At 34.3% G+C, this 13222-nt stretch carries 12 protein-coding genes and 1 pseudogene; 2 read left to right on the top strand and 11 right to left on the bottom strand.

Annotated elements, in window-relative coordinates:
* Positions 1 to 11: 11 nt before the first annotated feature.
* Genes elbB through AB1422_00340 form a run of 3 tightly spaced genes read right to left on the bottom strand, consistent with a single transcriptional unit; the run spans position 12 to position 2487 of the window.
* Positions 12 to 677 carry an isoprenoid biosynthesis glyoxalase ElbB gene (gene elbB, locus AB1422_00350; protein ID MEW6617798.1) on the bottom strand — a complete coding sequence of 222 codons (666 nt, stop codon included), beginning with the start codon at positions 675 to 677 and terminating at the stop codon, positions 12 to 14.
* 41 nt (positions 678 to 718) lie between these two features.
* Positions 719 to 1807, bottom strand: coding sequence for a radical SAM protein (locus AB1422_00345; GenBank protein MEW6617797.1), 1089 nt, complete (start codon positions 1805 to 1807; stop codon positions 719 to 721).
* A gap of 26 nt (positions 1808 to 1833) precedes the next feature.
* Positions 1834 to 2487: a class I SAM-dependent methyltransferase gene (locus AB1422_00340; protein ID MEW6617796.1), complete on the bottom strand. Its 654-nt coding sequence runs from the start codon at positions 2485 to 2487 to the stop codon at positions 1834 to 1836.
* A gap of 195 nt (positions 2488 to 2682) precedes the next feature.
* Between AB1422_00340 and AB1422_00335 the strand changes: the two genes are divergently transcribed.
* The gene (locus AB1422_00335; GenBank protein ID MEW6617795.1) at positions 2683 to 3009 is read left to right on the top strand and encodes a helix-turn-helix transcriptional regulator; all 327 of its coding nucleotides are present in this window, start codon (positions 2683 to 2685) and stop codon (positions 3007 to 3009) included.
* A 61-nt stretch (positions 3010 to 3070) separates the two neighbouring features.
* Here AB1422_00335 and AB1422_00330 read toward each other — a convergent pair whose 3' ends face one another.
* The 8 genes and pseudogenes from AB1422_00330 to AB1422_00295 form a co-directional block, all read right to left on the bottom strand.
* Entirely contained in the window at positions 3071 to 4318 is a 1248-nt protein-coding gene (locus AB1422_00330) for a 3-isopropylmalate dehydratase large subunit (protein MEW6617794.1), read from the bottom strand.
* 14 nt (positions 4319 to 4332) lie between these two features.
* Positions 4333 to 4827, bottom strand: a complete 495-nt coding sequence (locus tag AB1422_00325) for a 3-isopropylmalate dehydratase small subunit (GenBank protein MEW6617793.1) — start codon at positions 4825 to 4827, stop codon at positions 4333 to 4335.
* A 15-nt stretch (positions 4828 to 4842) separates the two neighbouring features.
* A complete protein-coding gene (locus tag AB1422_00320) occupies positions 4843 to 6087 on the bottom strand; it encodes a 3-isopropylmalate dehydratase large subunit (protein ID MEW6617792.1) in 1245 nt (414 codons plus the stop codon).
* A 207-nt stretch (positions 6088 to 6294) separates the two neighbouring features.
* Positions 6295 to 6516: pseudogene (locus AB1422_00315) on the bottom strand (ArsR family transcriptional regulator).
* Between the two features lie 310 nt (positions 6517 to 6826).
* Entirely contained in the window at positions 6827 to 7333 is a 507-nt protein-coding gene (locus AB1422_00310; protein MEW6617791.1) for a GxxExxY protein, read from the bottom strand.
* Positions 7334 to 7422: 89 nt separating this feature from the next.
* Positions 7423 to 7620 (bottom strand): hypothetical protein, encoded by a 198-nt coding sequence (locus tag AB1422_00305; GenBank protein ID MEW6617790.1) that lies wholly within the window; start codon positions 7618 to 7620, stop codon positions 7423 to 7425.
* 335 nt (positions 7621 to 7955) lie between these two features.
* Positions 7956 to 9164, bottom strand: coding sequence for a hypothetical protein (locus AB1422_00300; protein ID MEW6617789.1), 1209 nt, complete (start codon positions 9162 to 9164; stop codon positions 7956 to 7958).
* A gap of 191 nt (positions 9165 to 9355) precedes the next feature.
* Positions 9356 to 9661: a hypothetical protein gene (locus AB1422_00295; GenBank protein ID MEW6617788.1), complete on the bottom strand. Its 306-nt coding sequence runs from the start codon at positions 9659 to 9661 to the stop codon at positions 9356 to 9358.
* 136 nt (positions 9662 to 9797) lie between these two features.
* Here AB1422_00295 and AB1422_00290 point away from each other — a divergent pair, with 136 nt between their 5' ends.
* Complete coding sequence (locus AB1422_00290; GenBank protein ID MEW6617787.1) at positions 9798 to 13097, top strand: hypothetical protein; 3300 nt, start codon at positions 9798 to 9800, stop codon at positions 13095 to 13097.
* Positions 13098 to 13222: the final 125 nt, after the last annotated feature.

Below are 13222 nucleotides of genomic sequence, written 5' to 3'. Positions count from 1 at the left end.
TTTTTCATCCTCTATAATAATTCTAAAAGTTTATTGATGAGCTTTGTAATTCCTTTGGAAACCTCATGAATATCCTTTCCTAACATATACGCGGGTGTAGAAAGAATATTATTTTCTTTATCAAACACAATATCAGTTGTCTCGCAAAGAATATGGGTTGAACCTAATTTTTTAATCGCCTCTGCTATTTTGGGGTCTTTTCCAATTGTTAAATTCGCCCTTTTATTATTTTGAGAAAGGATCTTTGCTATTAAAACTGGGGCGATACAAAGTACTCCTATTGGCTTTTTTGCCTCAAGACATTGAACAATTAAACCTTCTACATCTGGATTAACTCTACACTTAATTCCATCATTAGCAAATGTGCAAAGATTTAATATAACTCCTGCTCCTCCCGGAATGATTAATCCATCAATTTCTTTAATGTTTAGTTCCTTCATATCTTTTATATCTCCTCTTGCAATTCTCGCTGATTCGATAAGAACATTTCTTCGTTCTTGGAGTAATGGATTGTTATTTCTATGGTTCATAACTACAGATTGTTCTATATTAGGAGCCAAAAATTTCACCTCCACACACTCTCTACTTTGTAAGGCTAATATAGTTATAACAGTTTCATGTATTTCTGTGCCATCCAAAACACCACAACCTGATAATAACAATCCAACCTTTTTCATCTTTTTAATTTACTCCCTTTAGAGGTAAATAATCACCTTCATTAAAGACGATCCTTAGATTCAACATCCCAAATCCTATGTAATCCTTTAGCTTCAAGTTCCCTATTTATTCGCGTTTTGACAGGACAAAAGTCATTAATTGTTATGTCATAAATTGTATTTCGCCTCTTTAATAACTCCTCAAGAGATTTTTCCCTAATATTTCCTATTCTATTTTGATGATTGCAAGGAGAAGTATAACACTCTCTTATTTCTCCTCTTATATCTATAACCGGTCCATAATGCCAAGCCATACACCGAGGGGTATCTACCATCAAGGTTTCTCTTTTTGCAGTAAATTTGCTTAGGTGTCTCCTGATTTCTTCATAGCGGCTTACTGGAAACATCATTTCCAAGTTCTCTAATGCTCGTCCAACCAACGACGGTAACTTGCATATATATTGAGCATTTCTTTGATTAGCAAATTCTTTCATGGCAGGCAATTCATCTATATTGTTTACCATTACTACCGAACTAAAACACACTCTGGTTAAAATATCACTCTCTCTTTCTATACCGTTTCCAAACCCTACTTCCATTATATTATTTACTGCCTGCATAAATTTACGGTATGCATCTTTCACTCCTACAATCTGATTGTACAATTCTGAAGTAATGGACTCCATTTTTATTACCAAGGAAGAACCAAGGTTATAAAGAGTAGAAGCTACTTCTTTACTCTTCATCCCATGAATATTCATAGCCAATTTATCATCACCAAGTGAAATTCCATTGGAGACAACCACACAAGTTATTTCATTCCTATACCCATGTTCTACTATTCCAAGAAGATTTTTATCCATTAAGGGCTCTGCATCTCCACAAATTATTACTGTCTCTGCCCCTAATTTTTTAGCTTGTGTTATAATAGATTTTTGTTCCTCTAATGTCAATTCGTCTGGAAGTGGTTCCTTATCTCCTGCATAGCAGTATACACACTTAAGATTACATCTGAAGGTACAACTTAATCCAACACCTAAAATTTTTGGCTTATCATTTTTAGGCTCCCATCCTTCCCAAAACTCTTTAATTTCTTGTTTTGAAAAATGGTCCAATCCCTGAAGAACAAAACCTTTCTCTTTACTTAACATTTTAAACTACCTCCTCTTTTTATATGTTAGTTTAATTTTCTAAATGCAGCAAATAAAAAATTATGGGAATGTTCTTTTTTTTCTCCGTGATTTTCAAATTCTCTGATTTTTTCACATGATAATAGTTCGAAATTGAGAAAATCTTTCATAAGTGAGTCTTGGGTAAAATAGTGGGTGAAATGTCCATCATTCGAGTAATAAGTATTTTCCTCTACAAGTTCTCCTTCTCCATAAGAGCTATCCTCAGGTGAGAATACATTTAGAGATATAATCCCTCTCCTGCAAAGGACTTTTTCAAGATTTCTCAGCAGTATTTCCCTATCATCTTTTAAAAAGAGATGTAGTAAATTAGAAACATAGATACCTTCATAAACTCCTTTATATCCCTTTTCATCTAAAGCATTCCCTTCATAATATTCAACATTATCTATGTGCATATTTGTAGCAATTTCTCTTGCAGTTTTTAATGCTACTGAAGAGAAATCAAACGCCGTAACGGTAAATCCTTCTTTTGCCAAAAAGAGGCTATTTCTTCCATAACCACAGCCGGGTACAAGAATTGTCCTTGCTTCATTCTCTTTAAATATTTTTGCAGCATAAGTCGCTGAAATTGAAGGTGTTTCTCCCCAAATCTTTTCTTCATCCTCAAATCTTTTATTCCAGTAGTCTCTTCCTTGCATATCCACTTTTTTCTCCTCTCAAAATCAACTTTTTACAAGTATACAGTTAAAGCAGTATTTTGTCAAGTATTTTTTTGTATATATTTCCTGTAATTTATCCTTAATAATTTGTTGTATATTATTAGCAAAGTAAAAATGAGGAAAGGTTTTTTACTTTCATCAAGGGGTATAACATGTTAAAATTAAAAACGTGTTCTGGGGAACAGAGTTAGACAATTAAGAACACAATTAGGACTTACTCAAGAGGACTTGGATGAAAAAGCAGAGTTGGATTGGAGAAGTATTGGCTCAGTAGAAAGGGGAGAAAGAAATCTATCTCTGGATAGTTTGCAAAGGGTTAGCCAGGCATTAGGGGTTACTCCTGCGTATCTTTTGGAAGTAACTAAGGAGAGAAACGAATTACCAGAAAAAGAGTTAATGATTCATGAAATTATTTATTTGCTTAAAGAAAAGAATATCAAAGAATTAAAGTATATTCTCAATCTAATCAAAGAGTTTTTCGAATATATCGACAAAGCATAAAATCACAATAAATAATAGTCAAGGGATTTTTTTAGAGTAGGAAAGATATGATAAAAAATTACTATGTACTTGGTGATGTAATTCTTCCACTTATAGCTGACATTGCAACCGTGGCTGGAGAAGTAAGGTAAACTTCAGAATCTTTACTTCCCATGCGGGCTATAAAATTCCTATTACTGGTACTTATTACCCGTTCTCTATCTCCAAGGATACCACCACATTTTGCACCAGCACATAAACTACAGGATGGATGAGTAATTATCGCTCCTGCATCTAATAGCACATCAATAATACCTTCTCTTATAGATTCAAGATAAATACTTCGAGAAGCAGGAGTTACTATTAATCTTGTGTATTTCGAAACTTTATTCCCTTTTAATATATTTGCAGCTATCCTTAAATCTTCCAGGCGACCATTTGTGCAGGAACCAATAAATGCTGCATCTATTTTTAATCCTTCAACTTTTTTTACAGATTTTACATTATCTACACTATGCGGACAGGCTACTACCGGTTCAAACTCCTCAGCATTATATTGATAAATTCTTTCATAATCTACATCAGAATCACTTTTCACTATTTCAATTCTTTTCTCTCTTTTATCCTTTAGATACTCGATAGTCTTTTCATCTACTTCAATAATGCCATTTTTAGCCCCTGCTTCTACAACCATGTTGCATAATGTAAGTCTTGAACTTACCGAGAAATCTCTTATTGTAGAACCTGAAAATTCCATAGTTTTGTAGGTAGCCCCATCTACTCCTATATCTCCTATTATCTTTAAGATAACATCTTTTGCATAAACCCCTTTAGATAATGTGCCATTAATTATGAATTTGAGGCTGGAAGGAACCCGAAACCAAAGTTGTCCAGTACCAAAGACTGCGGCCATTTCTGTATATCCAATACCTGTCGAAAATATGCCTAAGGCACCATATGTGGTTGTATGGGAATCAGTACCTACTACTATATCTCCCGGTGAGATATAACCTAACTCATGGATAATTTGATGAGATACACCATCCGAGAAATGTATTCTCTTTATCCCTTGTTTTGTTGCAAATTCATACATCCTTCGATTATTTTCAGATTCTTCAATTGAGGCTGAAGGAACTTCATGATCCATTACAAAGACAACTTTATTAGGATTCCCGACTGATGAAAACCCCATTTCATAAAATTTATCTATACAAAAATGGGCAAAGTAATCATGAACCATCGCCATATCTATAGACATATTTATCAATTGCCCTGGTTCAATTTTATCTAACTGGGTTTTTTTAGCCAATATTTTCTGAATTATATTCATCTTCATCTCCGGGTTTATTTATTTCTCTGTTTCATATATTCTACCAATCCCCCACAGTTAAATATCTCTATCATAAAAGATGGAATCTTTGTAGCCTTAAATAGAATACCTGTCTTTTTATGAACTATTTCTCCATCAGTAATGTTAACCTCTAATGTATCCCCTTCTTTAATTACATCCTGAATAGTATCACATTCTATCACAGGTATACCTAAATTGATGGCATTACGATAGAATATTCTGGCAAAAGACCTTGCTATTATTACTTTAATCCCTGATTCTTTCAAAACAGCAGGAGCTTGTTCTCTGGAAGAGCCACATCCAAAATTTTTCCCGGCCACAATAATATTTCCTTCTCTCACTTCCTTTGAAAATTCGGGTCTAATAGGTTCAAAGGCATATTTACACGCCTTCTGAATATCTGGCAATGAGAGATATTGCGTGGGAAAGATAACATCTGTATCTATATTATCTCCGAAAACCCAACATCTTCCTTCAATTTTTTCCATGTCTACTCTACCTCCTTAAACATATTGGCTGATTTTGCCATTTATTGCTGATATGGCTACAGTAGCTGGAGATGCCAAGTAAATTTCAGAGTTGGGACTACCAACCCTTCCTTTAAAGTTACGATTGCCACTTGTAATCAGCCTCTGTCCATCTGCTAATACTCCCTGACAGGCTCCCCAACAAGCAGAGCAATTTGGATTCATCACTATTGCTCCACTCTTCATAAATGTCTCTATTAACCCTTCGTTAAGTGCTTGCTTAAAAACTTTATTAGAAGCAGACGAAACTATTAGTCTTACCCCTGAATTGATTTTAGTCCCTTCTAATATTCTTCCAGCTATTATAAGATCCTCCAACCGCCCATTGGTACAGGAACCAATAAAAGCTTCATCTATCTTTAACCCCTCAATTTCTCGTAAGGGGCGGACATTTCCTACATTATGCGGACATGCTACTACCGGTTCAAAATCTCCACCATTATATTGATAAACTTTGTCATATTCTGCATCATGGTCACTTTTGAACATCTCTAATTTACCTATCCCTCTATCATTGAGATAAGACAGCACCCTTTGATCGCCAGCTATAATACCAGTCTTAGCCCCTGCTTCTACCGCCATATTACATAAGGTAATTCTTGAATCTACAGATAAGTTTTCTATCGTAGAGCCACCAAATTCCATACATTTATAGGTAGCTCCATCTACACCTATATCTGATATTATTTTTAATATAACATCTTTTGCATAAACGCCGTTTGGTAATGGACCGTTAATCTCAAACTTGATTGTTGAGGGAACCTTAATCCAAATATCCCCACTCTTCCATACTGCTGCGTTATCAGTAGAACCAATTCCTGTTCCAAAGGCGCCTAATGCCCCATAACTACAAGTGTGGGAATCAGCAGCTACAATAAATTGATTAGGTAATATATGATTTTCAATAAGTAGCTGATGACAAATTCCTTCTCCATCGTATATAAGTATATCTTGTTCTTTGGCAAAGTCTCTCATCTTTTTATGAACCATAGCAGTATCAATAGAATTAGAAGGAACATTATGGTCAATTACAAAAATAACCTTTGAAGACTCTTTTACTTTTTCTCCATTCATTCTTTTCTTAAAGATATCAATGGTAATATGAGCTGTAGCATCATTACTCATAATAAGATCAGGAATCACAGAAACAATCTCTCCAGGAGTTACTCTTTCTTTATGAACTGCTTTAGCAATAATTTTTTCTACAATTGTCAGTCCCATACTTATTTTTTCCCTTATGTAATGTTTAAATAAGATTAGCATAACTATTCGTAAAAGTCAAGGATTTTTTTGTAACTGTTCAGATAGTAATTCACCGCAGAGACGCAGAGGAACAGAGAAGACATGGAAATAAATCACATCACAGAAAAGATTATTGATGCCATCATGGGAATACATAGGACATCAAAGTAACTGTTCAGCCACTGATTAACACAGATTGACACGGATAAAATAGAATGGGTTTAAACAACCACAGGTACATATTCTATTCAATCTCTGTCGGCACTTTTCTAATACTTTACGATTTAAGGTGTAATAAATCCAGTAACCCTTTCGCTCATCTTTTACAAACCCAGATGCTTCCAAAACCCTTAAGTGTTGAAACACGGCCGACTGGGTTATTCCCAAGTTCTCAGCCAACGCATTTAATTTCTCTTCACCTAAAAGATTCTTTTTTCTTCTTTATTGGAGAGATTAAATCGTTTTTCTTCATCAAAAACAATACATGATAGTGGTTTTTTTGTCTACTCGTTCAGGGGCTTTAATTTTGTGAGAATTTCATCGTTATTGTCATATTTTAACACCTTCTCTTTGAGCAATTATTAAAAAGCTTTTATGCGAATGAGGGAAATCATGTTCATGATGCTCTTCAATATCCATAATATCAATCAATTTAAACAGTTTAAATTCATCATATACTGCTGCTTTTGAATAATAAAACTTGGTAACTCCTCGTGAATTAACGAAGTAATTTTTTTTCAACCTCTCTGCCAATACCGTAATCCGGATCATGTACCGAAGCTACACTTAATATTGCAATACCATCCTGTTTTAAAACACGATGGCATTCTTCAAGCATTTTATGTCTTAATTCATATGAAAATAAATGCAAAATAAAATTGCCAAAAACAATATCAAAGTAATTTTGTCCAAACGGTAACTCCAGAATATTTCCTGCTAAAAATTCAATATGCGGATAGGAAGTTCGGGCAATATGAATAGCTTCATCCGAAATATCAATTCCTATAAGTTTTAAATTGTGTTTCCCAATTTCTTCTCCTTCGTAGTAGATTAGTATTTCTTTCTCTGTCTCAACTCTCAATCCCTGTTTTATAAGTTCAATTACCATTGCCCTGCGGTAAATACTTTCCAGAAAACCTGGACCCAGTGTCTGGTGTACCTTAATAATACATTGAATTATTATCTCATTAAGTAAATTTTCTTGATATTCTTTTGATATCTCCATATCCCCTTTATCCCCTTATCCCCCTTCTTATACTAACCACGATCAAAATATTCCTCTTTCACAGGTCGAAATTTTTTAGTAAGAAGAATCTAATGAATGCCTGCCTGATTGTATCTCTTATAAAAATTCACCAGACCACCATTTTGTATCATTTGCAATATTTTTTCAGGGATTTTTACAAATTGAAATTCTTTTAGCGTTTCCGTAATTATTTTACAGTTTGGCAAATCAATTATTAATTTTTCACCCACATTAACTTCAGCATATAACTCTAAATTTTCAATCACTAATAATCCATTATTTATCGAATTCCGATAAAATAAACGGGAAAAGGATTTAGCAATAATACAATATACTCCTAATGAATGAAAAATCTCAGAATCTTGTTCACGTGATGACCCACACCCGAAATTTTACCACATATAAAAATATCACCAGGTTTAATTATAGAAGGAATTTCTGGTCGGAATATCGAAAATGCATATTTGGCCATTTCGTCGACGGTTTTAAAAACCATATACTTCCCTGAAATAATAATATCGGTGTCTATATCATCACCGAGTTTTATTATTCTGCCGGTATGCATGGATTCTCCTTATATAAAAAAATCAAATATATAAAATTATTCATAATTGATATTACCAATTTCGCTATCATATAAATACGAATTGATTTTACTATGTAAATAAAAACTTCTGACCGCCTCATTCAGTTCTTGTTGCTCTTTGTTGAGCTTGATTCTACATTCCCCATTATTAAATATCTTACGCCTGATCGGAATCAGTTCGCTTGTTTTAAATTGTTTAAAAACCGGTGAATTAGGATGAATTTCTAAAGTAAAACCTGTACTAAAGGTTTCCAGAGCTTCCATTTGTTCAACTTTTTTTATAAAGTCAACTGCTTCTTGGACATCTTTGAGAGTTAGATTATTCCAACCAAAAATGAATGGAATACCAACTGAAATCTTATATCGCTCTGCTAAAGAAAGTAATTTCAATAAGAGTGCCCTGGAAGTTCCTTTCCCCATGTATTGCAGCATTCTATCGGAAGGGAATTCTACACCGATCACAAAGCGAAATTGCTCCGGTGCAGGACCGATGCCATTAGCGCAATCTTCAAGCACTTGAGTAATCACCGGTAAAATCTCCTTTCCTGCACGGATAAAAAAATCAAAGATCACATCATTACGCCGGGGTAATTTTGGAACTTCATTTTTTAAAAATTTTGGTGTAATTGATGGTATGTTAAGACGGACGATTTTATTAATATTTCCGTTTAATTTAGGAATTTTGAGATTATCGATATTATTATTTAAAGGCGATTCCCAATCTTTGTTATATCCATCGCAAAAAATACATTTTCCCCAATAGCAACGACGATCAATATTATATGCAAAACGAATGATATTCTTCCCTTTGATTAAATTTACCGGTATATCTATATCCCAAGTTTTGTTCGGTTTGTCCTTTAAAAAAATCACTTTTTCTGCTAATCCTTTTGATAAGGTTAAATTGTAAGGTAAATTTTGACTGGTAAAATTAGCATACCGAACTGCCGGTCCTCCTGCTATAAACCGAATATCAGGATATTGTCTGGCCCATATATAGGACTGCATTAAATGATCATAATAAAAGGCGCTAATATATGCTTTACCATTCTTAATCGGTAAACAATTCTTTTCCATTGCTGAAATTTCAGAGTAATGTTTACTCCAAAAAAAATCTCCCGCATTTTTACATTCATTATAAACATTCGAAAATCCATTATTTAAAATAATGCTATTACGTGCTTTATCATGTAAAAACTGTATAAAAATCGTTTCTTGATTCATTAATTATCTCCAGAACAATAATTTACTACTCATTTACTGATAGGAAATTGCTTTTTGAGTGTTTTGGGTATTATATCCATTTGTGCCCATTGTGAAGATATTTTACCACAAATTTTATCCTTTGTCAACAAAAAATTCGGCTCTTTTGAAAAAAATCCAAAGAGAGCGTTGCGTAGGACTTAAGGCTATATCTATGGTCCCAGGCATTGCTTTACCTCATTTCTTGCCATCTTTTTGTTTCTCTTGACATTTTGGAGTCCCAAAAGACAACCCAGAGGGTCATTAACCAGTCGATAAAAGGGCATATCTTTAACCTGGGGCATAATTACTTCCAGTGGAGCCTTTCCGCTACCTGGTTGTTGCAAAAATAGATACATTACCAGAAAACACAAAAGCTTTCTCTTTTTTGAACTTACAACTATATAACACCTCCTCTTTTTGATGTCAACTAAGCAAATTATCTCTTTTTTATCGCTTTGGCATCTTTTATCACTCAAAACTCACCCCAAACCCGCACCATAACTAAAAGACATTTGCAACGCTCTCACCCAGGTTAGTAATTTAGCCGCAGGATATTACTATCTTACAGTTAGGGCAGACTATTATTATCCAAAGACCTCTACTACCTTCCATTTGATTTCAGGACAGACACTTACAAAGGATATCTATCTTGACCACAATACCTCTTTATTGGTTATTAAAACGGCAAGTGATAAAACCGCTCAGATTGGTGATATAATAACTTATACCATCAAGGTTAAGAATATTGGCTATGGGAAGATAAATCAGGTTAAAATAGTAGATAAATTCCCATATAATTTTAAGTATATCAAAGGGACAAGTAGGTTAAATTCTGACTGCTTTAAAGACCCGATAGGTAAAAATCCTTTTACCTGGGAGATTGGCGATTTCCCAATTAATGAAGAAAAGATACTAACTTACAAGGTGTTAGTTGGGATTGATGCTGAATCTGGTGACCAAAAGAACTTAGCAGAGGTATCGGGCACTGCTGAAAAAGGGGAGAAAGTAGTAACTAATGTATTTGCAATAGTCAGGATTAAAGATGGAGTATTTAGAGAGCATGGGATTATAATTGGCAAGGTATATGAGGATACTAATGGTGATGGGATACAGCAAGATAGAGAGGCGGGAATTGGTAATGTAAGCATCCTTATGGAAAATGGGATGAGTGTAATTACTGATGATGAAGGTAGATACTCAATTCCAGCGGTTAAACCAGGTCGTCACCTGCTAATGATTGACATAAATACCTTATCTGATGAGTATTCTTTAAGTACTACTAAGCCACAATTTATTGATCTTTCTCCTCATGGAATGGCAAAGTTAGACTTTGGTATCTTAAGGGCAGCGGATAAAAGATACTCTGCTACTTACACAGATAAGCCTGTTTTTATTGGATTAGCAGAGCTTGAAATGGAAGAAGATACGGTCACTGGAAATATAAAGGCATTTCGTAAAAAGTATGGAAATAGTGCAAGATATAAAGGATGCTTAGCCTTTTACTTAAAAACTAAGTTAAAAGATAAATATCAACTTACTACTTCACTTGATACTAAGAAAACTCGCAAGGATAAATTATCCTCTCCGGCTAATCCAGATGATTACTATCCAATCTATGGTGATGATAGTAAAGTCGTTAATAACACTCCATCTTCTGACCCTATCTTTCTAAAATTACAATCTAAGGATTTAGAGCTTCTTTATGGCGATTATTCAACCGCATTAGGAGAAAATAAATTATCAACATATCATAGAAGTCTTACCGGAGCAAAGATAGAAAAACATATCGCCAATTCCAGGATTACTGTATTTGGTGCCTCTACAAGACAAGTTAGTGCTCGGGATGATATACCTGGGAGGGGAATTTGTGGCCCTTACTATCTTACACATTGCCCAATTGTGGATGGAAGTGAAAAGATTAAAATCCAAACCCGGGATGAGAAAAACTTACAAGTTTTTGCCACTATAGAGAAAGAAAAAGATAAGGACTATTCCCTGGATTATGATACAGGAAGGTTGATATTTGAAGAGCCTGTCCCTTTAATCGAAAGTGGAGGAATCAGATATTATATTGTAGTGATTTATGAATATATTCCCATAGGTGCAGATTACAAACATGCCATTTATGGGTTTCGTGGAGTAACAAAACCACATAAGAGCTTAGAAGTAGGTACAACTTATATCAAAGAGGAACAGTCTCCAACTGACTACCACCTTTATGGGTTAGATAGTTCTTTTAATCCCTGCAAAGAATTTACTATTAAGGGTGAATATGCCCAGACCGATGGAGACTTAGAACTATTAAATCCAAAAGTTAACAACTCTGCCTCTTTTATAGAAACCTTATCTTCTCACTCAAACGATAGATGCAAGGTTAAGACCTTTTATCATCAAATTGGAGCTAACTTCTCTAATAAAATTGAGGCTACTGCTGATAAAGAAAGAGACGATTTTAACCAGTATGGACCAGAGTTTTATGACATCACTAATCTTACTACTCAAAAGGATATCCGAGAATACGGCTCACGAGTTGATTACAAGCTAATGACTGATAAAGCCTTATATGTTCAAAAGAAGATAACTACTAATGAGCCCAAGAAAAATAAGACAAAAACTGATATATTTGGACTGGGGTTTAAACAGGAGCTTGATAATTCTACATTCTTTGCAAATTTTCAAGAAGAAAATAAGGTGAGTAACCAAATTCACAAGAGCCGTAAACAGATGTTTACTTTAGGAGATAGAGGTTCAATAGGTAGGCATGATTTTGGATTAAAATACAGCCTTACAGATTCTGATAATTTTATTAATCGTGATTTAGATACGATAACTCATGACATTAGCCTCAAATTAACATCAGAATATGATATGGTATCACCTTCTATCCAATATGATTTAACTAATAAAATGGCACATGGCAAACATCTTCTTAGAGAACATCACCTTACCATAGGAGCAATAACTAAGCTATTTGAATTGGTATCGCTAAATACCTCCTGTGCACTTGGTTGGAAGGCTGACTACATCGAAGGGACGAAGACCAAATCCATAGCTACTACTATTGGAATAGATTATTCACCACATCCAAAGATAGTCATTTCCGCGGCAAATAATGCAGAAAAAGAGATTGGTGCAGGGAAGATAACTGATTCCACCACTAATTCATTTGGGGTGAACTTTACACCAACTGATAAAACAAAATTGTCAGCTAAAAACGAAATTAGGAAAGAATTGGATAAAGAGGAGACTATTTCAGGAGAAGTTGAACTTAACCAAAAAATTAATAATGACTTAACCTCTTCTCTAAAATATTCTTACTCCAGAGAGGGAAATGTTAATGATTCCACCGCATTACTAATTGCAGACTTAAAACAGAAATTCCTTAACGGATTAACAACCTACTTGAAATATACCTATGAGAAGAGTAAAAAAGAGGATAGCGGGACAGAAACTGATTCTTGCGAATCAAAGCTGTTACTTGCATTAGCCTACAGACCTCCTCAGACTAATAAATTCAATTTATTGAGTAAATATGAGTTTAGTAATAAAAGTGCTATTGCTTCCTTAGAATCTATCTATGTTCCAACTAATAAATGGAGCCTTTTGGGAAAGTATGCGATGAGGAGGATAGAGGTAGAGGATATTATTTCTCATATTGACCTTATAATGGGTAGATTAACTTATAATATTAACGAAAGGTTGGATATAACCGGCGGGTATAGAATTCTACATCAACATTTGACCAATGACTATAAGCTAAATCCTATCTTAGAGTTAGGTTTTGGATTTAACAGCCACTTTAAATTTGTCTTAGGATATAACCTCATCGAATACAAAGATGGTGAGATACTTGATGATAGTTATTCAGCCAGCGGATTTTACCTAAGACTAACAGGTAGATTCTGGGAATAAAAATATGTCCTTTTTCTCACCCCTTTATTGTTGGGAGAGGCAGGTTTTTATTTTAGACCTGCCTCTCTCTACTGCTTGAATCTTATGAGTATTGAAATATTTGGTGGTGTCTTAATCTAGCATAA

Source organism: bacterium (assembly GCA_040757115.1).
Taxonomy (GTDB): Bacteria; UBA9089; CG2-30-40-21; order CG2-30-40-21; family SBAY01; genus JBFLXS01.
This window is presented reverse-complemented; position numbering and strand designations above follow the sequence as displayed.

What these genes read in the sequence shown, in the direction of transcription:
- elbB (MEW6617798.1), bottom strand. Translation starts at nt 677, where the DNA reads ATGAAAAAGGTTGGATTGTTATTATCAGGTTGTGGTGTTTTGGATGGC.
- AB1422_00345 (MEW6617797.1), bottom strand. Translation starts at nt 1,807, where the DNA reads ATGTTAAGTAAAGAGAAAGGTTTTGTTCTTCAGGGATTGGACCATTTT.
- AB1422_00340 (MEW6617796.1), bottom strand. Translation starts at nt 2,487, where the DNA reads ATGCAAGGAAGAGACTACTGGAATAAAAGATTTGAGGATGAAGAAAAG.
- AB1422_00330 (MEW6617794.1), bottom strand. Translation starts at nt 4,318, where the DNA reads ATGAATATAATTCAGAAAATATTGGCTAAAAAAACCCAGTTAGATAAA.
- AB1422_00325 (MEW6617793.1), bottom strand. Translation starts at nt 4,827, where the DNA reads ATGGAAAAAATTGAAGGAAGATGTTGGGTTTTCGGAGATAATATAGAT.
- AB1422_00320 (MEW6617792.1), bottom strand. Translation starts at nt 6,087, where the DNA reads ATGGGACTGACAATTGTAGAAAAAATTATTGCTAAAGCAGTTCATAAA.
- AB1422_00310 (MEW6617791.1), bottom strand. Translation starts at nt 7,333, where the DNA reads ATGGAGATATCAAAAGAATATCAAGAAAATTTACTTAATGAGATAATA.
- AB1422_00300 (MEW6617789.1), bottom strand. Translation starts at nt 9,164, where the DNA reads ATGAATCAAGAAACGATTTTTATACAGTTTTTACATGATAAAGCACGT.